The following is a 24223-nucleotide window of genomic DNA, read 5'->3' on the forward strand; positions in this document are numbered from 1 at the left end:
GCGGCGAAGGACGACAGCTGGTCCACCATGGTGTTCAGCGTGTTCTTCAGCTCCAGGATCTCGCCGCGGACGTCCACGGTGATCTTCCGGGAGAGGTCGCCGGTGGCCACCGCGGTCGCCACCTGCGCGATGTCGCGCACCTGGTCGGTGAGGTTGCCCGCCATGGCGTTCACCGAGTCGGTGAGGTCCTTCCAGGTGCCGGAGACGCCGGGGACGTCGGCCTGGCCGCCGAGCTGGCCCTCGGTGCCGACCTCGCGGGCCACGCGGGTCACCTCGGAGGTGAACAGGGAGAGCTGGTCCACCATGCCGTTGAACACGGTGGCGATCTCTTTCAGCAGCCCGTCGCCCTCGTCGGGCAGGCGGGTCCCGAAATCACCGTCACGCACGGCTGTGAGGCCGGCCAGGAGCTGGCGCAGGTCGAGCTCCTCCACGCCTCCGGCCTTCGTAGAAGTGCGCTTCGCCGCGTTGGCGGTCTCAGTCATGTGCACCATCGCATCTCTACAACCTGGATAGGTCACGCAATGGTATGACTCGGGGCCTGCGGAGGTGGCCTGACGGTTGGTGGACTTGTTTGTTTTCTTGAAATTTGTGCCTTCAGTTGGTCACCTACGCTCGGTATTCGTGCGCTCACGCCCCAATTGCGAGGGTTCGCGCCCGGGGTGCCCGCGCTGTGAGTCGGTGTAGCCGGGATGCTCGCGCCCGGGGTGTGAGTCGGCGTGGCCGGAGTGTCCGCGCCCGAGCCGCGAGCCCGCGTAGCCGACCGCGCGCGCCCACCGGAGCGGGCCGTGCAGCTGCAGGGCCGGATGGCTGTTGACCACCGGATCGAACGCCATCTCCTCCGCCTCGGGGAGCGGGGTGTGCACGCTCAAGAACGCCAGGGGCCGGTGGTGGAACCCTTCGATGCCCAGGGCGTACCGGAGCGGCGCGGCCTCGACGGCCGGGACGAGCCCGCCGGGGTCGGGGGAGACCGCCCGGCCGCGGTCCGCCGAGACGGCCAGGAAGCGCAGCCGCCCGGCCGCGTGCCGGTAGGAGACCAGGGTGGAGAAGACGCCGGAGGTGAACCCGGTGCTGGGGAAGGGCACGGACCTCGGCCACCCGGTCGTGGTCAGCAGCAGGTCGAGGCTGCCGCGGGGAGCGGAGTCGCAGGGCAGCCGGATCGCCAGGCCGAGCGCGTCGGGCAGCCGTCCCGGCAGGGACGCCCCCTTCGACAGACGCACCGGCACCTCGTGCTCACCCGGCTCGTCGAGGACGGGGATGCCGAGATAGATGTCGGGATGGTCGATGACCCGGAAGGTCGCGAGGAAGGACCGCCCGCGGGTGTGCAGGGCGCGCCCGCGGCGCAGCACCGCGACGCCGCGGGCCAGCGTGTACAGGATCCCGCCCCGGCGGGGCGCGGCGGCCCGCCCCGGTGCGGAGGGCGGCCGGGGCGAGGAGACCGGCTGCGGCGCGGGGACCGGGTGCGGTCCGGGGACCGGGTGAGGTGAGGAAGACGCCATGGGACCCGTCTACCCCCGGATCCGGGTCTCATGGCGTCCGGGACGGGCCGGTCAGGCACGCCCGTCGATCAGCGCCTCCACCTCCTCCTCGGGGAGCCGGTCGATCTCGGCGGCCAGGTGTTCCTCGACGGCCGCCGCGAGCAGGCGGATCGAGCGGGTGCCGAACAGGATGTTCATCGGCAGGTCGATCCCGACCTCGGAACAGATCCGGGCGACGACCTTGGTGCCGAGCAGCGAGTGGCCGCCGACGTCGAAGAAGTCGTCGTCGATCCCCAGATCGGCCCGGCCCAGGACCTCGCACCAGATCTCGTGCACCAGCTCCTCGCTCGCGGTGGACGGTCCGGCCGCCGGGGCCGTCTCGCCGCCCGTGTGCGGGGCGGGCAGGGCGGAGCGGTCGAGCTTGCCGTTGGGGAGCCGGGGGAAGTCGCCGACCGGCACGTACAGGCTGGGCAGCATCGTGGCGGGCAGCCGGTTCTGCAGGAACGCCCGCAGTTCCCCGGCGGGGATCACGGCGCCGCCCGTGTCGAGGTAGGCGACCAGCGCCCGGCCCCCGGGGGCGTCGTCCCGCACCGCCGCGACCGCCCGGCGCACGCCCGGATGGGCCGCCAGCGCCGCCTCCACCTCGCCCAGCTCGATCCGTACGCCCCGCACCTTGACCTGGTCGTCGACGCGGCCCAGGAACTCCAGCGCGCCGTCGGGCGTCCGCCGTACCAGGTCGCCGGTCCGGTAGAGCCGGGCGCCGTGCCCGAAGGGGTCGGCGACGAAGCGTTCGGCGGTGAGGCCGGGACGGCCGTGGTAGCCGCGGGCCACGCCGTCGCCGCCCAGGTACAGCTCGCCCGCCACCCCCGGTGGGACCGGCTCCAGCGCCGCGTCCAGGACGAGGGCGACGGTGTTGGCCACCGGCGGGCCGATGGACACGGTCCCGGCCTCCCCGGGCACCCGGCAGGCCGTCGACCAGATCGTCGTCTCCGTCGGCCCGTAGAGGTTCCACACCTCGCCGGCGATCTCGCGGAGCCGCCCGGCCAGGTGCGCCGGGAGCGGCTCGCCGCCGCTGAAGATCCGGGGCAGCCCGGCGGGCAGGTGGCCGGCGATCTCCGTCAGGACCGAGGGCGGCGCCTGCACCGTGGTCACCCCTGCCTCGGTGACCAGCGCGCCGAGCCCGCCCGTCCCGTACGGCGGGGCGAGCACCACGGTCCCGCCCGCCAGCAGCGGCCCGAAGATCTCCAGCGCGGCGATGTCGAAGGAGAGCGAGGTCAGCAGCAGCATCCGCTCGGCGGGGGTGAAGCCCAGGCCGGTGACCAGGTTCACCACACCCCGGTGCGGGACCATCACCCCCTTGGGCCGGCCCGTCGACCCGGAGGTGTAGATCACGTAGGCGAGGGCGTCGGGGGAGGTTTTCTCCGGGGGCAGCGGCGGGAGGTCCCCGGACAGGAGCGCGTCCAGCAGGATCGCCGGCGGATGGTCGCTCGGCAGGCGCTCCACGAGCGCCGAGCGGGTCAGCAGCAGCGCGGCGCCCGAGTCGGCGAGCATGAACCCGAGCCGCTCGGCCGGGTACTCCGGGTCCAGCGGCACATAGCAGCCCCCGGCCTTCAGCACCGCCAGCAGCGCCACGATCAGGTCGGGGTCCCGCGGCAGGCACACCGCCACCGGCGTCCGCGCGCGGACCCCGCGCTGGCGCAGCCGCCGGGCCAGGGCGTCGGCGCGCTCCTCCAGCCGGGCGTAGGTCAGCGTCACCGTCCCGGACCCGCCGCCCGCCACGACCGCGGGGGCGTCCGGCGTCCGCGCCGCCTGCTCGGCGACCAGCTCGTGCAGCGGGCGCTCCGGGTACGGCGTGGCCGGGCCGCGCCCGGCGGCCAGCGCCAGGGAGCGCTCCTCCTCCCTCATCAGGGGGAGCCGGGAGACCGGAAGATCGGGGTCGCCGAGGGCCGCCTCCAGCAGGGTCAGGAAACCGGAGACGAGGCGGCGGACGGTCTCCTCCTCGAACAGGTCGGTGCTGTACTCGACCCAGCCGCTCATGCCGCCGTCGGGGCTCTGCACCTCCAGGGTGAGGTCCGTCTTGGCCGTCCCGGTGGCCAGCTGGCGGCCGCGCGCGTCGATCGGGAGCTGGTTGAACCCGATCTGGTAGAGCGGGGTCCGGCCGGGGTCGCGCGGCGGCCGGAGCGTCTCCACCAGCGTGGCGAACGGCACCTCCTGGTGGTCGAGGGCCTCCATCACGGTGGCGCGCACCCGCTCCAGCGCCTCGCCGAACGCCGGATCGCCGGCCAGGTCGACGCGGAGCGGCAGGATGTTGACGAACATGCCGATCAGCGAGTTCAGCTCCGGCAGCTCGCGGCCGGCCACCGGGGAGCCCACGACGACGTCGGACCGGCCCGTCCAGCGGGCCAGCAGCGCCGAGAAGGCGGTGAGCAGGACCATGAACGGCGTGGTGCCCGTCCGCCTGGCGAGATCGGCGACCCGCCCGGCCGTGCCGTCCGGCACGGAGAAGCCGACGGTGGCGCCCGCGTAGCCGAACTCGGCCGGGCGGGGCCGGTCGGCGGGCAGCTCCACCGGGACGCTCCCGGCCAGCTTCTCCCGCCAGTAGTCCAGGTCGGCCTTGAGCGCCCCGCCGGTGAGCCGGTCGCGCTGCCAGATGGTGTAGTCGGCGTACTGGATCGCCAGCTCCGGCAGGCGCGGCGGGCGCCCCTCGCGCAGCGCCGTGCAGATCTCGGCCAGCTCCTCGCTGAGGATCTGCGCGGACCAGGCGTCGTAGATCGTGTGATGGGCGATGAAGAGCAGCCGCCACTCGTCGTCATCCGCCGCGCCGCCTCCACCCGGAGCACCCTCCCCGCCGGGAGCATCCGTCCCGCCCGGGCCCAGGTGCACCAGCCGGGCGCGCCAGAGCGGGGCCCGGTCGAGGGCGAAGGGGGCGGACGCCTCCTCGGCGGCGATCCGGTCGAACTCCGCCCGCGGGTCGGCCGCGCCCGAGACGTCGTCGCGGGCGAGGACCACCGGGGCGTCGGCGGCGACCACCTGGACGACCCGCCCCTCCTGGAGGGCGAACGCGGTGCGCAGCGGCTCGTGCCGGCGCACCAGCAGGCCGAGCGCGCGTTCCAGCAGCTCGGGGTCCACCGGGCGCATCCACGGCAGGGAGGAGCAGCCCGCGATGTTGTAGATCCCGAGATCGGGATGGAGGCCGGTGAGGAACCAGATCCTCTCCTGGGCGAACGAGGCGGGGAAGACGTCGCCGGTCAACGGCCCTCCTTCACGGAGTCCTTCATCGCGGAATCCTTCAGACAGTCGCGGATCTCACCGGTGATGGGGGCCAGCGCGTCGGTCTCGCCGATGGTGGCCAGCCAGCCCCACTGGTCCAGAGCGTGGTAGAGCCGGTAGAGGGCGACGCGCCCGGCCCAGTCGTCGGGCAGCTCGCCGTACCCCGCCAGCAGCTCCCGGCGGCGCACGGGATCGCCCCGGACGGCGAAGTAGTCGGTCTTGGCCAGGTCCATGAGCGGGTCGCCGCCGAGGGCGTTCTCCATGTCGATGACGCCGGTCATGTGCCACGATCCGTCGCGTTCGGCGACCATCACGTTCCGCTCGTGGAAGTCGTGGTGGCACAGGACGGGCGTACGGCAGCGGGCCAGCAGGTGCCGGCGGGCGGCGACGTACTCCACGATCTCGGCGTGCAGGTCCGGATCGCCGCCGAACTCGGCGAACTGGGCCGTCCGCAGGTCGAGCTGCCCGCCCAGGTAGGCCTCGTTGGAAGGCTCGCGCACCCCGTCGACCGGGCCGAACTCCCGCAGCTCCACCCCGTGCAGGGCGCGCAGCGCGGCCCCCATCTCGCGGTACAGGCCCGCGATCGCCGCTTCGGGCAGGGAGCCGGACACCTCCGACAGCGGGCGTCCCTCCATCTTCGTCATGACCAGGTAGGCGCGGGGCAGGTCGCGCTTGGAGTCGTCCCACTTGACCACGGCGGGCGCCGGGACGCCGCTGCCGCGCAGCAGGTCGTAGACGAGCATCTCCTTGTGGAGCCGGGCGGTGAACAGGTCGGGGTAGATCTTCACGATCAGGTCCGGGTGCGGCAGGCTCCGGTCGGCGCAGCGGACCTCGTAGACCGCGCTGATCTCCCCGCCGGTGCGCAGCACGACCCGCTCGACCTCGGCTCCCAGCAGCTCGCCTGCCTTCTCTGCGGACAGCGGCATGGTGAGCGCCTTGGCGAAGGCGGGCGCGCTCCAGGCCAGGCTGACGCGGTTGCCCGCGCGCTCGCGCAGGGCCTGGGCGCCGACCAGGTCGTCGGGCGTGGCCTCGGGGACCTCGTCGTCGAACCGGGCCAGCACGGGGATCCGCATCGAGACGAGCACGTGCACGGCGATGCCGAGGCCGAGCACGATGTACATGAAGGCGATGCCCCGGCCCTCGCCCACGCCGATCACGGCGCCCACAGTCGGGGCCAGCGCGCCCCCCGGGGCCAGCAGCGGCTCCAGCAGGCGCTCGCCCAGCGGCGCGACCACGGCCATGCCCAGCGGCAGCGTGGACCAGGAGATCATCTGGTTGACCGCCATGACCCGGCCGTGGAAGCGCTGCGGCACCTTCACGTGCACGATCGTCATGAAGACGCCGTTGACGATCGACAGGCTGAACCACAGGCCGAAGGCGCCGGCGCCCACGACCAGGGGGGAGGCGTGCAGGCCGGTGACGACCGCGAAGAAGCTCAGCAGCAGCGTGGCCAGGAGCACCCCGCGCATCCGGCGCCGGCGCGGGCCGCCCCACAGCGCGACCGCCAGGCCGCCCAGGGTGGCGCCCACGCCGCCGGCGAAGGAGATCTGCCCGGCGGTGGAGAGCGGGGCGAAGGACAGCACCAGCGGGGAGATCGACAGCAACAGCGCCGCCAGCATCACGTTCAGCGCCGCGAAGTACAGCAGGGCGGCCCGCAGGTACCGGTTGCCGAACGACATCCGGAACCCGTTGGCGATCTCCGCCGTCAGCGTCTCCCGGCGCACGTGCGCCATCGTGGCGGGGAAGCGGACGAGCGCGAGCACCGCCAGCAGCACCCCGAAGCTCGCCACGTCGACGACGAGGATGCCGTTCAGGCCGATCGAGGACAGCAGCGCCACGGCCACCAGCGGCGCGACGAACTGCGAGGTGCCCATCACCATCTGCACGACACCGGCCGCGTGGCCCAGGTACTGCTTGGGCACCAGCTGGGGGAGCGCGGTGGTGAAGGCCAGGCGCTGGAAGATCAGGGCGATCGACAGGCAGGCCGTCAGCGGGTAGAGGTGCCAGATCTCCAGGTTCCCGGTCCACAGCAGCAGGCCCAGGGCGAGCTGGACCCCGCCCGCCAGGCAGGCGCCCGTGACCATCATCCGGCGTTTGCCCGCCCGGTCCACCAGCGCGCCGATCAGCGGCGCGGCCACCACGCCCGGCATGATCGACAGTGCGGTGAACAGCGCGAAGTCCACCAGCGACCCGGTCGTCAGATAGATCCAGACGGGGATCGCGAAGTCCGTTATCGCGGTCCCGGTCATCGAGACCAGCTGGGCCAGGGCGACGACCATGAACCGACGCATGCTGGGCTCGGGCGCGGGACGGCCCCCGGCCGGGCGGCGCGGCGGGCGCTCTCGGATGCGGGTTCCCGGTGTCGTACGGCCGCCCGCGCGGACTCCCGCCGAGACGCCGTCCCCGCCCGCGCGGGTCTCCGCCGAGCCCGGGGCGGCGCCCGCGAGCTCCTCCGCCCCGGACTCCGGGGTCTCGCGGGGCAGGACGGAGGTCTCCTCGATCCACCAGCCCGCGGCGGGGCCCCGGGAGGTCCGGTCGAGGGTGTGCGCGGCACCGTACCCCATCGCGATGTGGGTGTTGGTCAGGATCTCCGCCAGGTCCTCCGCCCGGTACTTCAGGAAGTAGTGCCCGGCCTCGTCGAGGATGACCAGTGCCGTCTCCGGGCTGAGGAAGTGCCACTCCTTGTAGCGCTCGCCGTAGTAGTCCGTCGCGGGGTCCTGCTCGCCCACCACCGAGACGACCGGCGCGCGGAGCGGGGTGATCTCCTCCTGCAGCAGCCGGGTGAAGCTCTCCTCGGCGATCAGGGTGTCCTGGCGCTGGTTGCGCACCATGAACCTGATCTGCTCCTCGTCGAGGCCGGAGACGTCGTTGCCCATCGACTTCATCCGGTTCTCGTAGGCCCGGTCGCCGCGGAGCCGGTCCGTCCGCAGCAGCCGGCCCAGGGGTCCGGCGAAGCGGCCGGTGGGCCGGGCGAACGGGAAGATGGCGCCGATGTAGACGGCCTCCAGCTCCCGGCCGCGCGCCTCCAGCCGCCGGGCCACCTCCACGGCGAGCGCGCCGCCGATGCCGCAGTGGCCGTAGATCGCCAGCGGGCCGTCGATGCCCTCCAGGATCTCCGTGACGCACTGGTCGGCGATCTCGTCCAGCGGCTTGGTCTCCTCGTCCGGCAGGCCGGGGTCGTGCCCGGGGAAGGCCATGGCGTACAGCGCGCACTCCTCGGGCAGCGCGTCCGCCAGCGGCTGGAAGACCATGGCCTGGCCGCCGCCGTACGGGATGCAGACGTAGGTGATGCTCCGCCGCGGGCCCGGCCGGGTCAGCTCGTACAGCAGGGAGCGGGGCCCCTGCGGCGCGTCCGGCCGCTCCACCAGCTCCGCCAGGGCGCGCACCGTCGGGTTCTTGAACAGGTCCATGACCCCGATCGCGCGCCCTCCCCTCAGGTCCGGCAGCGCCTTGCGCAGGCGGGTGACCACCTGGATGGCCACCAGGGAGTGGCCGCCGAGCTCGAAGAAGTCGTCGTCGGCCCCGACGCTCTCCACGTCCAGCAGTTCCCGCCAGACCTCCGCGATGGCGCGCTCGGCGGGCGTGGCCGGTTCGGCGCCCCGCCCGCCGGTCTCCCCGGGCCGCGGCGGCGCCGGTAGAGCCGCCCGGTCCAGCTTGCCGTTGGGGCTCAGCGGCAGCGTCTCCAGCGCGACGATCGCGGAGGGCACCATCGCGTCGGGCAGGGCGGCCTTGAGCGCCGCCCGCAGCGCCGCCGTGTCGAACGCCGGATGATCGGAGCCCGCGCCGGGGCCCGTGCCGGAGCCCGCCGTACTCGCGTCGCCCGCATCGCCGGGGCCCGCCGCGCCCGCGCCGCCGGGCACGACGTAGGCGACCAGCCGCCTGTCGCCGGGGGCGCCGTCCTCCCGGACGGTCACCACCGCCTCGCCCACGCCCGGCTGCTCGCGCAGGACCGCCTCGATCTCGCCCAGCTCGATGCGCTGGCCCCGGATCTTGACCTGGGTGTCGATCCGGCCGAGGAAGACGATCGCCCCGTCGCGGCGGAGCCGTACCAGGTCCCCCGTCTTGTACAGGCGCGCACCCGGCGGGCCGAAGGGGTCGGGCACGAAGCGCTCGGCGGTCAGCGCGGGGCGGTCGTGGTAGCCGGTGGCCAGCTGGACCCCGCCGATGTGCAGCTCGCCCGGCACGCCGTAGGGGACCGGCCGCAGGTGCCGGTCCAGGACGTACAGGGCGGTGTTCTGCACCGGGCGCCCGATGGGCACCGTGGCGTCGCCGGGCTCGCACCGCCACAGGGTGACGTCCACGGCCGCCTCCGTCGGGCCGTACAGGTTGTACAGCTCCACCTGCGGCAGCCGGGCGAAGAACCGGTCGGCCACGTGCGGGGGCAGCTCCTCGCCGCTGCACACCACCCGCCGCAGCGAGGAGCAGCGCTCGATGTCCTCCTCGGCGAGGAAGGCCGCCAGCATCGACGGCACGAAGTGCATCGTCGTGACGCCCCGCCCGGTGATCAGGTCGCGCAGGTAGGCGGTGTCGCGGTGCCCCCCGGGCCGGGCCAGCAGGAGCCTGGCCCCGGTGACGAGCGGCCAGAAGAACTCCCACACCGACACGTCGAACCCGGCCGGGGTCTTCTGCATCACCACGTCGTCGCCCGACAGGCGGTAGGCGCGCTGCATCCAGTCGAGCCGGTTGCCGATGCCCGCGTGGGTGTTGGGCACGCCCTTCGGCCGGCCCGTCGAGCCCGAGGTGTAGATCATGTAGGCGATGTCGGAGGAGGCGGCCGCGGGCTGCGGAGGGGTGGCGGGGTAGCCGGTGAGGGGGGCGTCCAGCGACACGGCGACCGGGCCGTCCGGCGGGAGGCCGGGTGAGGCGTCGTCCGGCGAGGCGGTGTCCGGTGACGCGCCGGACGGCCCGGTCCGCGCGCCGGTCGGCGGCAGGCGGTCCCTGACGGCCTCCTGGACGAGCAGGACCGCGGCCCCGGCGTCGGAGAGCATGAAGGCCAGCCGGTCGGCCGGGTAGTCGGGGTCCAGCGGCACGTAGGCCCCGCCCGCCTTCAGCGTGCCCAGCAGTCCCGCGACCAGTTCGGGCGAGCGCTCGGCGCAGATCGCGACCCGCGAGCCGGGACCGACGCCCAGCTCCCGCAGCCGGTGGGCCAGCCGGTTGGCCCACCCGTCCAGCTCGGCGTAGGTCAGCCGGACGTCCTCGAACTCCACCGCCACGGCGTCCGGGGTGCGCGCCGCCTGCGCCTCGAACAGCGAGCCGAGGGTGGCGTCCCCGCCGTACGGCTCGCACGGCCCGGCGGCGTGCGCGAGGATCCGCTCCCGCTCGGCGGGCGGGAGGATCTCCAGCTCCGAGACCCGGGTCTCCGGCGCCGCGGCCGCCGCGCGCAGCAGGGTCTCGAAGTGCGAGACCAGGCCCGCGACGGTGTCCGGGCCGAACAGGTCGCGGTTGTAGACGAAGGTCCCGCGCAGCCCCTCCGGCTCCTCCTCCAGGAAGAGCTCCAGGTCGAAGCGGGCGGCGGGGGCGTCGAGGGTGAACGGCTCGACGGTCAGGTCCGGCCAGGCCGGCCGCTGCGCGCCGTGGTAGCTCTGGAAGGCGAGCCCGACCTGGAAGACCGGCGGCCGGGAGACGTCCCGGACGATCCCGAGCTCCCCGACCAGCCGTTCGAAGGGGAGCTCCTGGTGGGCGTAGGCGTCCGTGGTGCTCCGCCGGACCCGGTCCAGCAGCTCCCGGAAGGACGGGTCGCCGCCCAGGTCGGCCCGGATCGCCAGGACGTTGATGAACAGGCCGACGACGCCCTCCAGCTCGCGGCGCGGGCGTCCTCCCACCGGGGAGCCGACCGCGAAGTCGTCCTGGCCCGACCAGCGGCCGAGCAGGGCCTGGTAGGCCGCGAGCGTCGCCATGTGGAGGGTCGCGCCCTCCTGCCGGGCGAGCGCGCCCACCGCGTCCACCAGCTCACGGTCCAGGAGGAAGCCGTGGGAGGCGCCGGCGTAGGTCTGCTCGGCGGCGCGCCTGCCGTCGGCGGGCAGCTCCAGCGGCGGGACCCCGGCCAGCCGCTCGCGCCAGTAGTCCAGGTCCGCCTCGGCGACCGGCCGCTCACGCTGCCAGAGGGCGAAGTCGCCGTACTGGACCTCCAGGTCGGGCAGGTCGGCGCCGCCGTAGAGCGCGCGCAGCTCGTCGGTGAGGATCTCGACGGACCAGCCGTCGGCCACGATGTGGTGGACGGTCACCAGCAGCGCGTGGTCGTCCTCGGCGATCCGGACGAGGGTCGCGCGGATCGGCGGGTCCGCGGCCAGGTCGAAGGGGCGGGCCATCTCGGCGGTCAGGATCTCCGTGGCGGCGGCCTCACTCCCGGCGGCGGCGCGGCGCAGTTCGACCTCGGCCTCCTCGTCGACGACGACGTACGGGCGGCCGTCCTCGTCGGCGGGGAAACGCATCCGCAGGCTCTCGTGCCGGGCCACGGCGGCGCGCAGGGCGAGCTCCAGCCGGCCGGGGTCGAGGGGACCGCGCAGCCGGAGGGAGATCGGGATCGTGTAGGCGGCGTTCCCGGGGGCGAACTGGTCCATGAACCACAGCCGCTCCTGCCCGAACGAGAGCGGGACGGGCCGTCCCGGGGGCCGCACCGGGACGGTGGGAACCCGTCCGGAGGCGCGGCGGCGCAGGCGCTGTTCGAGGAGGGCTCGCTTGGCGTCGGAGAGCTGGACGTTGCTCGAGGACAGACCGGGCGAGGATGTCACACCTGGCTCACTTTCGGGTGGGCGGCGCGTTACATCGGATGAAGGACATTCATGCATATCCGCCCGTGCTGAGTCGAGATCGAAAGGATGTCATAAATGAATGACTTATAGATTGGGATGTCCGAAATTATGAATATTTTTCGGTCTTAATCTGTGTTGACGCTGCCTTGGACCGGTAGATATAAGGTGATTTGTCGTATGGATTAAATCCCTCTGAACCCGCTTCCCTTTCAGCCTGTCTCTCTCTGAACCGTCCGATGCAGCACGGCCCCGCAGAGGAGCGCCCGTCAGATGGCGATCGAGCCCCTCTCGATGACGCGACCATCCCCCTCGCCGCCCGTTCACCCCACGCTGTTCTGCCTTCCCTACGCGGGAGGAGCGGCCGGCGCCTACCACGGTCTCCGCGGCGTTTCGGACACCGTGGAAATAGTCCCCCTCCAGCTCCCCGGGAGGGAGAACCGGATCACCGAGCCACCGGAGTTCTCGGTGCCGGAGATCGTGGACGAGATCGCCCCGCGCACGGGGCGGCCGTACGCCCTCTACGGGCACAGCATGGGCGCGCGAATCGCCTTCGAGGTCGCCCGCGAGCTGCGCCGGAGAGGACTGCCCCCACCCTTGCGGCTCTACGCCGCGGCCGCCCACCCTCCGGACCGGCGGGTGCCGCTGGCCGCCGCGGCGGACCTGCCCGACGACGCGTTCGTGGACCAGCTCATCCGGCGCGCGGGCGCCCCGGCGGAGCTCAGGGACCTTCCGGAGCTGCGGGAACTGCTCCTGCCCGTGCTGCGGGCGGACTTCGCCTGGATCAAGAGCTACCGCTACGCGCCCGGGCCGCCGCTGGAGATCCCCGTGGTGGCGTTCGCGGGCCTCGACGACGGCGAGGTGCCGCCGGCCGACATGCTCGGCTGGGCCAGGCACACCCGCGCCGGATTCGGCCTGCGCACCCTGCGCGGCGGCCACTTCTTCCTCAAGGACGCGCCCGCGGACCTCGCCCGGCTGATCGCCGAGGACCTCTCCGGGCGGCCGGACCCGGACGCGGGATCTCCGTCCATGGAGGACGACGAGATCCACCTGCGCGTGTCCCCCGGCGGGGACCGTTCCGTGGCGGCTCCCGGCGATGCGGACGGGCCCGCGGACGACTCCCGGAGGCCGCCCGGCGACGGAGCGGAACGGCTCTCCCGGTCCGCGGACCGGGCGGACGGCCTGGTGGCCGAGGCGGTCGTCCGGGACGGCGCCGTCGGGGTGGCCGTGGCGCGGCTGGAGACGCGGGCGCCGGACGACGGCGCCGGGGAGCCGTGGGAACCCCCCTCCGGAGCCGGGCTCGGGCCGGGGGAGTGGGAGCAGATAGCGGACGCGGCCGAGGAGGACCGGCCCTGGCTGGCGCTCCGCGCCGGGACGGCCCGGCGGGCGCTGCTCCAGGCGGGCGCGCGGGACCTGGCCGGGACCGGGTTCCCGGACCTGGCCGCCCCGGGTCCGTGGCACGTGGGCGACGGCTGGTGGATCACCCACCTGTCCCTGCCCACGCCGCTGGGCGAGGCGATCGCGGCGATCGCGACGCCGCGCGACCGGATGCGGCTGAGAGCCCACCTGTGGACCGGACGATGAGGGAGCGGTGAGAAAAAGGGTGGGCGGATGACCTCGGGGCAGCTCCTGCACGACCTCGTCATGGAACAGAGCATCCGCACGCCGGACGCGCCGGCCGTCCGGCAGTGGGACCGGACGCTGACCTACCGCGAGCTGACGGACGCCGCGGGCGCGCTGGCCGCCCGCCTGCGCGAGGCGGGCGTCCGCCCGGAGACCCGGGTCGGAGTCTGCGGACGCCGCACGCCCGACCTCCTCGTATCGGTGCTGGGGGTGATGATGGCGGGCGGGGCCTACGTGCCGCTGGACCCGTCGCATCCGCCCGCCAGGCTGTTGACGATCATCGAGGACGCCGGAATCGGCACGGTCGTCGCCGACGCCGCCGGACACGAGCTGCTGGCCGGGATGCGCCCGGGGCGCCCGCTGCGGCTGCTGGGAGCGCGCACCGCCGGATCAGCCGGCACGGCCGATCCGGTCGTTCCTGGCGCGGGCGTTCCGGTTGTTCCGGACGGTCCTGGCGGCGCAGGGGGGTCGGCGGCTTCAGCCGCCTCCGGCAGTCCGGCCGGATCGCCCGGTGACCCTCCCGGGCCCCTCCCCGGGCACGCCGCCTACGTCCTGTACACCTCCGGATCCACCGGACGGCCCAAGGGCGTCGTGGTCGCCCACGCCGCCGCCGTGTCCTTCGTCCGGATGGCCGGCGAGCTGTTCGGCCTCGACTCCTCGTGCCGCAGCATCGGCTTCGCCGCGCTCGGGTTCGACGTGTCGGTGCTCGACGTCTTCGCCCCGCTGGCCAGGGGCGGCTCGGTGATGTTCGTCCCGGACGGGGACCGGGTCGATCCGGTCCGGCTCCAGCGGTTCCTGGAACGCCACGAGGTCACCTGGGGGACGATCCCGCCCGCCCTGCTCCCGCTGCTCGACCCGGACCGGCTGCCCTCGCTGCGCGACCTGCTCACCGCGGGGGAACCGGCGGGCCCCGAGCAGGTGGCCCGCTGGGCACGGCCGGGACTGCGGCGATTCCACAACTGGTACGGCCCCACCGAGACCACGGTCTGCGTGGTCGGCGGCGAGCTGACCGGCGCCTGGGACCGGCCGCTGCCGATCGGCCGAGCGCTGCCCGGCTGCACCGCGCACATCCTCGACGACCGGCTCGCCCCCTGCCCGCCGGGCACGCCCGGGGAGCTGTGCATCGGCGGTCCCCAGCTCGCCCGGGGCTACCTCGACCGGCCCGGCCCGACGGCCGAACGGTTCGTCGCCGACCCCTACGGCCCGCCCGGCTCCCGGCTCTACCGGACCGGCGACCGCGTCGTGTTGGAGCCGGACGGGCGGATCGGATTCCTCGGACGGCTGGACCGGCAGGTCAAGGTGCAGGGCCAGCGGGTGGAGATCGGAGAGATCGAGTCGGTGCTCCGCGCCCACCCGGACGTCCGCCACGCGGTGGTGGACCTGGCCGCGGGACCCGGTGGGCTGGCCGAGCTGACCGCCTACCTGGCGCCCGAGTCCGCCCCCGGCCCCGACGGGGTCCGCGACCACTGCCTGGCCAGACTCCCGGCCTACATGGTCCCCACCCGGGTGGTCCGCCTGCCGCTGCTGCCGCTGACCGTGGCGGGCAAGGTGGACCTGGACCGCCTCCGTGCCTCGGGCGGCGGGGACGACCGCCCGGCCGCGGAGCCGGGGCCCGGGACCTCGGCCGGAGAGCTGTCCGGCCGGGGGCGGGCTCCCCTGAGCGAGATCGAGAAGGCGGTCGCCGCCGTCTGGGCGAGGACGTTCGAGGTGCGCGAACCCGGTCTCGACGACGACTTCTTCGCCGCGGGCGGTCACTCCCTGCTCGCCATGCACCTGGTCGCCGGACTCCGCGCCGCGCTGCGCCGGGAGATCGCCGTCGAGGACGTGCTGGCCGGACGCACCGTCGAGGGCATCGCCCGCCGGGCGGAGCAGGCCCCGCCGGTGGCGGCCGTCCCGGCCGGGGCCGTGCCCGAGCTCTCCGCCACCCAGCGGCGGATGTGGTTCGTGGAGCGCCTGGCCCCCGGCACCCCCGTGCACAACATCGCGATGGCCCAGCGGCTGACCGGCCCGCTCGACACCACGGCCCTGCGCGCGGCGCTGGCGGCGGTCGCCGCCCGGCACGAGGTGCTCCGCTGGCGGATCGAGGAGTCCGCGGGCGTCCCGCGCGTGGCCGTCGATCCTCCGGGCGAGGTCGCGCTGCCGATCGACGACCTGGCAGCCCTCTCCCCGGACGGTGTGACGCGTCCGGACGATGGAGTCCCGGAGACGAGGGCCGGTGCGGGGTTCGACGGTGACCCCGGGGCGGGGCCGGACGGCGGAATCCCGGGGACGAGGGCCGGTGCGGGGTTCGACGGTGACTCCGGGGTGCGGACCGGGGCAGATCTGGACGGCGACGTGCCGGACGGGGTCGCGGCGTGGCTGGAGGCGGAGGCCCGCACGTCCTTCGATCTCGCGGCGGGGCCGCTGTGGCGGGCGCGGCTGCTCCGGCTCGCGCCGGACGATCACGTGCTCACCGTCACGGCCCACCACATCGTGTTCGACGGCTGGTCGCAGGACGTGCTCTGCTCCGACCTGGCGCGCGCCTACCGCGGCGAGCCTCTGGACCCGCTCGTCACCGCCTTCGGCGACTACGCCGCCTGGCTCGCCGGGCGGGAGGACGCCGCCTCCCTCGGCTGGTGGGCGGACCGTCTCGCCGGGGCGCCCGCCGTCCTGGATCTGCCGCGCGATCTCCCGCGACCCGCCGTGCAGACCTTCGAGGGCGCGTCGGCCCGGGCCGGGGCGGACGCGGAGACCGGCGCACGGATCCGCGCGCTCGCCGCCCGGCTGGGCGCGACGCCGTACGCCGTGATGCTCGCGGCGTTCGCCCAGGTCATGCGGAGGTTGACCGGCCAGGCCGAGATGGTCGTCGGGACGCCGGTCGCCGACCGCCGGGATCCCGCCTTCGAACCGCTCATCGGCTGCCTCGTCCAGGTGCTCCCGGTACGGCTGGCGGTCACGGACGACGCGGCGTTCACCGACCACGTCACCGCCTGCCGCCGTGAGCTGTCGGACGTCCTCGCCCACCTGGACGTCCGCCTGGAACGCCTCGTCGACCGGCTGGGCGCCGGGCGCGACCTGTCGCGCAACCCGCTGATCCAGGTCCTGTTCAACATGTACGACCTCACCGGACCCGCCCTGGACCTGCCCGGGATCATCGCCCGCCCGCTCCCGCCCGGGCTGCCCGGCTCCCTGTTCGACCTCACGCTCTACGTCGGCGAGCGTGGCGGGGGCTACGCGTTCCAGGCCGTGTACAACCCCCGGCTGTTCCAGCCGGAGCGGATCGAGGCACTGCTGGCCGGATACGTCCGTCTGCTCGGCGAACTGGTCGCCACCCCGGAGTCGCCGGTACGGCTCGCGCCGATGCGCCCGCCGGGCATCCGTCTGCCCGGCGACGTGCCCGTCCCGTCCGCCGGCTCCGATGCCGGCGCCGCGGCCGGGTCCCCGGCCCGTCCGGCCGCCGCGGGCGTCGAGGGCGTCGTGGAACGCGTTCTGGCGAGGGCGGCCGAGCACCCGGACCGGGTCGCGGTCACCGGAGCGGGCGGCGAGCTGACCTACGGCGAGCTGGCCGCCCTGGTGACGCGGACCGCCGCCGCCACCGCCGCCGTGGCCGCCCCCGGCCAGGCCGTCGCGGTCCTGGCCGACCGCCGGTGCGAGCTGCCCGCCCTGCTGCTCGGGGTGCTGGCCGCCGGAACCCGCTGGGCCGTGCTCGATCCGGCCCTCCCTCCCGCCCGGCTGGCCGCCCAGGCGGCGGCCGTGGACGCCCGCGCGCTGCTGTGCTGCCCCGGTACGGCCCCGCCGCCCGAACTGGCCGGACTCCCGCCGGTGCGGATCTTCCCGCCGGAAGGGACTCCGACGACGGGACCGGGCGCGGACACCGGGCGGGAGTCCGGGAAATCCGGGCCGCCCGCATCGGGTAGGGGATCCGGACCGTCACCGGGCACGGGATCCGGGCCGGCCGTCCCGGCGGGGGAGCGCGGCTACCTCGCCTTCACCTCCGGCAGCACGGGCGATCCCAAGCCCGTGCGGGCGGCGGAGGGACCGCTCGCCGACTTCCTCCACTGGTATCCCGGCGCGTACGGCCTGACCGGACAGGACCGGTTCGCCCTGCTCGCCGGGCTCGCGCACGACCCCCTGCTCCGCGACGCCTTCACCCCGCTCGTCCTGGGCGGCCTGCTCCACGTGCCGGGCCAGGAGGACATCCGCGACCCCGCCCGCCTGGCCACGTGGCTGCGTGACCGCGCCGTCACCGTCGCCCACCTCACCCCGCAGCTGGCCATGATCGTCGCCGCCGCCGGGATCCGGCTGCCGGACCTGCGGCTGGCCGTGTTCGGCGGGGACCGGCTCACCTGGGCGCAGGCCGCCCGGTTCCGGCGGGTCGCGCCCGGCGCGCGCCTGGCGAACGCCTACGGAACCACCGAGACGCCCCAGATCCAGGCGGTCTTCGAGATCACGGGCGACACCCGTGACGTCCGTGACGTCCACGATGTCCGTGACGTCCATGACAACCGCGTAGGCCACGGCACCCGCCCACTCCGCAACGACCACGGAACCCCCGGCGGCTACGGCATCCCCGGCGGCTATGACATCCCCGGTGACCAGGGCGCCTCGCCCGACCACGACGGCCACGCCGATCACGGCGACCCCGTCCCGGTCGGGCACGGGGTCGGCGGCGCGGAACTGCTCGTGCTCGGCGGGAACGGCCTGCCGGCCGCCGTGGGGGAGCTGGGCGAGGTGGTGATCCGGAGCCGCCGGCTGGCCGAGGGCTACCTCGACGAGCGGCTCACCGAGGAGCGCTTCACCGTGGAGGCGGACGGGGAGACAGGCCGGTACCGGACGGGAGACCTGGGCCGGTACGACCCCGCGGGGCGGGTGGTGCTCGCCGGAAGAGGCGACGGGCAGGTCAAGATCCGCGGCTACCGCGTCGAGCTGGGTGAGATCGAGGGCGCCCTCCTGGAATACCCGGAGGTCCGGGCCGCCGCGGCGGCCGCCGCCGACCGGCCGGGCGGGCCGGTGCTGCGCGCCTACGCCGTCCCCGCCGGGCCGGGCGTGCGGGCGGCCGACCTCCGCCGCCACCTCGGTGAGCGGCTGCCCGCCCACGCCCTGCCCGCCGACGTGATCCTGCTGCCCGCGCTGCCCCTCACCCCGAACGGGAAGGTCGACCGGGCCGCGCTGCCCGAGCCCGCGCCCCGCCCGGCCGGCACGCGCGCCGACGAGCCGGCCGGCGCCGTCGAACGCCTCGTCGCCGGCGTCTGGCGGGAGGTGCTCGGGCTGCCGAGGATCTCCGCCGGAGAGAACTTCTTCGAGATCGGCGGGCACTCGCTCGCCACCGCCGAGGTCCAGGCCCGCCTGTCCGCGCTGCTCGGCCGCGCCGTACCCATCGTGGACCTGTTCCGTTTCCCCACAGTCCGCGCTCTCGCCGCGCACCTCGACGGCGCGGAGCGCACCCAGGGCCCGGAGCGGGCCTCCCGGCGGATCGCCGCGAGGCAGGCCCGGACCCCGTCCCACAGGGCACCATCCCGCCGGCCGTATCCGGCCGGGAGACAGGAGAATGAGGAATGACCGAGGAATATGCGGTCGAGCCGATCGCGGTCGTCGGGCTCGCCTGCAGGATGCCGGGCGCCCCGGACGTCCCGTCGTTCTGGCGCAACCTCATCGACGGCGTGGAGTCGGTCAGGTTCTACACCCGTGAGGAACAGGCCGCGCTCGGCGTGCCCGACTATCTCCTCGACGATCCGAACTTCGTGCGCGCGGCGTCCATCGCCGACGACTACGGGGCGCTGGACGCCGCCTTCTTCGGCATGTCGCCGCGTGAGGCGCAGGTGCGCGACCCGCAGCAGCGGATGTTCCTGGAGCTGTCCCACAGCGCGCTGGAGGACGCCGGCTACGACCCCGCGCGTTACCCCGGGGCGATCGGCGTCTACGGGGCGATCGGCTCCGACGAGTACCAGTGGATGTTCATCCGCAGGGACCGCAAGACGCACGCCTCCGTCGGCAACCTGGCCATCTACACGGGCAACCACTCCGACTACCTGTCCACCTTCGTCTCCTACAAGCTCGACCTGCGCGGTCCCAGCCTGACCCTGCACACCGCCTGCTCCTCGTCCCTCGTGGCCATCCACGTGGCCTGCGAGGCGCTGCGGTCCGGCGAGTGCGACACGGCGCTCAGCGGCGGCGTGTCGATCGAGATGCCGCCCGAGTGGGGCTACCAGTACCACCAGGACGGCATCTACGCCCCCGACGGGCACTGCCGGGCGTTCGACGCCTCCGCGGCGGGCACCATCTGGGGCGGCGGCGGAGGCGTCGCCGTACTCAAGCGGCTCTCCGACGCCCTCGCCGACGGCGACCACATCCGGGCCATCGTGGTCGGCAACGCGATCAACAATGACGGCGCCACCAAGATGGGCTTCTCCGCGCCGAGCGTCGAGGGGCAGGCCGTCGCGGTCTCCCAGGCCCTCGACCTGGCCGGCGTCGACCCCCGCACCGTCACCTACGTGGAGGCGCACGGCACCGGCACCTCCCTGGGCGACCCGATCGAGGTGGCGGCCCTGTCGAGCGTGTTCTCCAGGGACACCGACGAGACCGGCTGGTGCGGGATCGGCTCGGTCAAGACCAACATCGGGCACCTCGGCCCCGCCGCGGGCATCGCCGGGTTCATCAAGACGGTCCTGTCGATCGAGCACGGCATGATCCCGCCCAACCTCAACTACGAGCGCCCCAACCCCCGGATCGGCTTCGGCGAGAACCCCTTCCACGTCGTGTCGGCCCTCACCAAGTGGGAGACCGGCGACCTCCCGCGCCGGGCGGGCGTCAGCTCCTTCGGCATCGGCGGCACCAACGCGCACGCCGTACTCGAACAGGCCCCGCCCGTGGACCCCGCCCCCCGGCCGGAGCGCCCGGTCCACCTGCTCCAGCTGTCGGCCCGCACCTCCTCCGCGCTGGAGGCCATGGCCGGCCGGCTCGCCGACCGGCTGGCGGGCGCGGCGGACCTGGACCTGGCCGACGTCGCCTTCACCCTGCGCACCGGGCGCAAGCAGATGAAGCACCGCGCCGCGGTGGCCGCCACCGACGTCGCCGACGCGGCCGCCGCGCTCGCCGACCCCCGCCGCCTGATCCGGGGCACGGCCGGCACGGCCCCGCGCGTGGCGTGGCTCTTCTCCGGCCAGGGCGCGCAGTACGCCGGGATGGGCGCCGGGCTCTACCGCACCGAGCCGGTCTTCCGGGAGGCCGTGGACGAGTGCGCCGCCCTCCTCCGCGACGAGCTCGGCCTCGACCTGCGCGACCTGCTCTTCCCCGCGGACGGCGAGCGGGAGGCCGCCGACGAGCGGCTCCGGCAGACCGCCCTCACCCAGCCCGCCCTGTTCACGATCGAATACGCGCTCACCCGCCTCTGGCGCTCCTGGGGCGTCGAACCGGACGGGATGATCGGCCACAGCATCGGCGAGTACGTCGCGGCGACCGTCGCCGGGGTCTTCGACCTGCCCGGCGCGCTGCGCCTGGTCGCCGCCCGCGGCAGGCTGATGCAGAGCATGCCTCCGGGCTCGATGCTCGCCGTCCGCCTGGACGAGGCCGAGGTCCGGGGGAGCCTGCCCGGCGGGCTGTCGGTCGCCACCGTCAACGGGCCCGGGACCTGCGTCGTGGCCGGACCGACCGGCCTGGTCGAGGAGTACGCCGAACGGCTGGCGGAGCAGGGGGTGGGACGCACGATGCTGCGCACCTCGCACGCCTTCCACTCGGCCATGATGGAGCCGATCCTCGCCGAGTTCCACCGGATCGTCGCCGCGACCCCCCGGGGCGTCCCCGCCCTGCCCTTCCTGTCCAACGTCACCGGCGCCTGGATCACCGCCGAGGAGGCCGCCGACCCCGCCTACTGGACCCGCCACCTGCGGGAGGCGGTCCGGTTCGGCGACTGCGTGGCGACCCTCCTGACGGAGGGGGAGTGGCGGCTCGTCGAGTGCGGTCCCGGCCGCCAGCTGGCCGGGCTGGCCCGCACCCAGCTGCCGCAGGGCGCGCCCGCGCCGCTGGCCAGCCTGCCCGGTCCGGCGGACCCCAAGACCGACGCCGAGGTGCTCTACGCCGCCGCGGGCGCGCTGTGGACCGCGGGGATCCCGCTCGACACCGGCGCCCCGGACATCCCCGGGCGGCGCGTCCCGCTGCCCGGCTACCCCTTCGAGCGCTCCCACCACTGGGTGCCGATCCTGCCCGACCCGCAGCTGGTCTACCCGCTGCCGCCGCGCACCGGCGCGCTCCCCGTGGACGAGTGGTTCAGTCTCCCCGCCTGGCGGCAGGAGCCCGTCCCGCCGGCCGCCGCGCACGGGCCGGACCGCTGCCTCCTCTTCGCCGGGCCGTCCGCCGCCCCGCTGGCGGCGGCGCTGCGCGCGGCCGGCACCGAGGTGCTGACCGTCGCCCCCGGCCGGGAGTACGGCCGCGCGGACGGCGGGTTCACGATCCGCCCCGGGGTCCGCGAGGACTACGAGGCGCTGATCGCCGAGACCGGCGCGCCGGGACGGATCGTCCACGCCTGGGCGCTCGACGGCGCGCCCGCCCGCGACGCGGCCGAGACCCTGACCGCCCAGGACCTCGGCTTCTTCAGCCTGCTCACCCTGGTCCAGGCGCTGTCGGCGGCCGACCGGGAGTCCGGTGTGCACCTGGACGTGCTGACCGCCGGGACGCAGGGCGTGCTCGGCCCCGACCTGACCCGTCCCGAGCACGCGACGGTGGCCGGGATCGCCAAGGTCGTCCCGCTGGAGGCGCCCTGGTTGTCGGTCCGCCACATCGACCTGGAGGCCGGACGGCCCGGAACGGGCGACCCCGGCGACCCCGGCGGGCCCGCGGCGCCGTACGCGTTCGGCCCCGTCCTGGCCGAGCTGGCCCGCGATCCCGAACTCGACGCGCCCGAGGAGGGCACGCCGCCCTCGCCGGTGGTGCTGCGCTCCGGGCGGCGCTGGGTCCGCGGCTACGAGCCGGTGCCGGTGACCGCCCGGCCCGACCGGGACGGCCCGCCCGCCGGGCTGCGCGAGGGCGGCGTCTACCTCGTCACCGGCGGCCTCGGCGGGATCGGCGTCACCCTGGCCGAGGACCTGGCGCGGCGCGTCCGGGCGCGGCTGGTCCTGCTCGGCAGATCGGGCCTGCCCCCGCGGCAGGAGTGGGACGCGCTCGGCGGCGGGACGGACCGGACCGCCCGGGCGGTCGCGGCGGTCCGCCGGATGGAGGAGGCCGGGGCCGAAGTGCTCGTGCTGGCCGCCGACGTGACCGACCCGGCGGACATGCGCCGCACCCGTGAGGAGGCGCTTGCGCGGTTCGGCCGGATCGACGGCATCGTGCACGCCGCGGGCCTGCCCGGCGGCGGCATGGCCGAGGTCAAGGAGCGGGCGGAGGCCGAACGGGTGATGGCGCCCAAGCTGGCCGGCACGATCGCGCTCCGCGAGGCGTTCGGCGACCTGGACCTGGACTTCGTGGTGCTGTGCTCCTCGGTGACCGCGGTGGCGGGCGGCTTCGGCCAGGTCGACTACTGCGCCGCCAACAACTTCCTCGACGCCTACGCGCAGACCTGGCCCGGCCGGGTCCTCTCGGTCAACTGGGGCGCCTGGCTGGAGGTCGGCATGGCCGCCGAGGTCGCCGCGCCGGTGGCCTTCCGGGCGCTGCAGCGCGGCGACCGGGTCACCCCGCTGGACCACCCCGTGCTCACCCACCGGCACGAATCCGACGACCGGCTGCCCTGGGTGTCCGGGACGGTCTCCCCGGACACCCACTGGCTGCTGGCCGAGCACCGCGTCGCCGGGGAACCGGTGCTGCCCGGCACCGGCTACCTGGAGACGGTCCGCCACGCCTTCGAGACGACCGTGCCCGCCCCGGGACCCGGCCACGCCGTCGAGCTGCGCGACGTCGCCTTCGTCGCGCCGCTGGCGGTCGCCGAGGGCGCCGCGGCCGAACTGCGGGTGCTGTTCTCGCCCGGCGGGGACGGTGTGGACTTCGAGGTGGTCAGCGTCGTCGGCGGGACGACCCGCTCGCACGCCAGGGGCGGCGCGGCGTGGGTCCCGTCGGACGCGCAGACCGCCGACCTGGCCGAGCTGCGCGGACGCTTCCCGTACGGCTCCCGCGACGGCGCGGCGGACCTGTTCGCCTCCGCGTCCGGCCTGGTCGCCTTCGGGCCCCGGTGGCGGAGCCTGCGCGCCGTGCACCTGGGGCGGGAAGAGGAGCTCGCCCGGCTGGAGGCGGCTCCCGAGACCGCGGCCGAGCTCGGCCGGTTCGGGCTCCACCCCGCCCTGCTCGACGAGGCGACCGCGTTCGTCAGCGCCTCCGGCGAGCACTCCTATCTGCCGCTCGGCTACGGCCGGATCACCGTGCACGCGCCCCTCGCGGAGCGGATCTGGAGTCACGCCCGGCACCGCGACACCGGGGGAGGCGAGATCCTCGCCGTCGACCTGGCGCTCTACGACGACGACGGCCGCGTGCTCGCCGAGATCTCCGACTTCGTGCTCCGCCGGGTCGACAGGGGTGCCGTCGCCGCGACGGTCGGCGAGGGCGCCAAGGAGACGTCCGAGCAGCCCGTCGTGGCCGAGGAGTCCGCCGCGGCCGGGGCGGCGGTGGACCTGGAGGGGACCCGGCGCGGGATCTCGCCCGACGCCGGGGCCGACGCCTTCCGCCGCCTGCTGGCCACGGGCTCCGGGGAGTTCGGGACGCAGGTGGTCGTCAACGCGACCGACCTGGCGGAGTTCGTGGCGGGCGTGCGCGAGCTGACCCAGGAGAGCGTCGCCGAGCAGCTCGACCTGGCGGCCGGCGACGCCGCCGGGAACGCGGACGGCTACGTCGCGCCCCGCAACGAGACCGAGAGCATGCTCGCCGGTCTCTGGGGCGAGGTTCTCGGCGCGGGCCGGGTCGGCGTGGAGGACGACTTCTTCGAACTCGGCGGGAACTCGCTCGTCGCGGTCCAGCTCATCGCGCTGCTGCGGAAGAAGGCCGGGGTCAGGCTGCCGATGCGCACTCTGTTCCAGGTCCCCACGGTGACGGGCATGGCGGCCCTGGTCGAGGAGATGCGCGGGAACGCCGCCGCGAAGGACGAGGCCCCGATGACGGGCATCACCCGCCAGCCCCGCACCGTCTCGACGAACTGAGCACGGGGAGCTGAGC

7 protein-coding genes are annotated in these 24223 nt (G+C 74.8%); 3 read left to right on the forward strand and 4 right to left on the reverse strand.

Annotation, left to right across the window (positions count from 1 at the left end):
- The 4 genes from Plo01_RS32895 to Plo01_RS32910 all read right to left on the reverse strand — a co-directional run.
- A partial coding sequence (locus Plo01_RS32895; protein ID WP_373871746.1) for a HAMP domain-containing protein occupies positions 1-482 on the reverse strand: 482 nt, incomplete at its 3' end.
- Between the two features lie 120 nt (positions 483-602).
- Positions 603-1496, reverse strand: a complete 894-nt coding sequence (locus Plo01_RS32900; RefSeq protein WP_203894653.1) for a hypothetical protein — start codon at positions 1494-1496, stop codon at positions 603-605.
- A gap of 51 nt (positions 1497-1547) precedes the next feature.
- On the reverse strand, positions 1548-4727 hold the full coding sequence (locus tag Plo01_RS32905) for a non-ribosomal peptide synthetase (protein ID WP_203894654.1): 3180 nt from the start codon (positions 4725-4727) through the stop codon (positions 1548-1550).
- Positions 4724-11476 (reverse strand): non-ribosomal peptide synthetase, encoded by a 6753-nt coding sequence (locus tag Plo01_RS32910; RefSeq protein ID WP_239317533.1) that lies wholly within the window; start codon positions 11474-11476, stop codon positions 4724-4726. The genes Plo01_RS32905 and Plo01_RS32910 overlap by 4 nt, the downstream gene beginning before the upstream one ends.
- A gap of 291 nt (positions 11477-11767) precedes the next feature.
- Between Plo01_RS32910 and Plo01_RS32915 the strand changes: the two genes are divergently transcribed.
- The 3 genes from Plo01_RS32915 to Plo01_RS32925 are packed head-to-tail and all read left to right on the forward strand — an operon-like array spanning position 11768 to position 24207.
- Positions 11768-13078: a thioesterase II family protein gene (locus Plo01_RS32915; protein ID WP_203894656.1), complete on the forward strand. Its 1311-nt coding sequence runs from the start codon at positions 11768-11770 to the stop codon at positions 13076-13078.
- Positions 13079-13105: 27 nt separating this feature from the next.
- Positions 13106-18655, forward strand: coding sequence for a non-ribosomal peptide synthetase (locus Plo01_RS40655; RefSeq protein WP_239317535.1), 5550 nt, complete (start codon positions 13106-13108; stop codon positions 18653-18655).
- On the forward strand, positions 18652-24207 hold the full coding sequence (locus Plo01_RS32925) for a type I polyketide synthase (RefSeq protein WP_203894657.1): 5556 nt from the start codon (positions 18652-18654) through the stop codon (positions 24205-24207). The genes Plo01_RS40655 and Plo01_RS32925 overlap by 4 nt, the downstream gene beginning before the upstream one ends.
- Positions 24208-24223: the final 16 nt, after the last annotated feature.

The organism is Planobispora longispora, from assembly GCF_016863135.1.
Taxonomy (GTDB): Bacteria; Actinomycetota; Actinomycetes; order Streptosporangiales; family Streptosporangiaceae; genus Planobispora; species Planobispora longispora.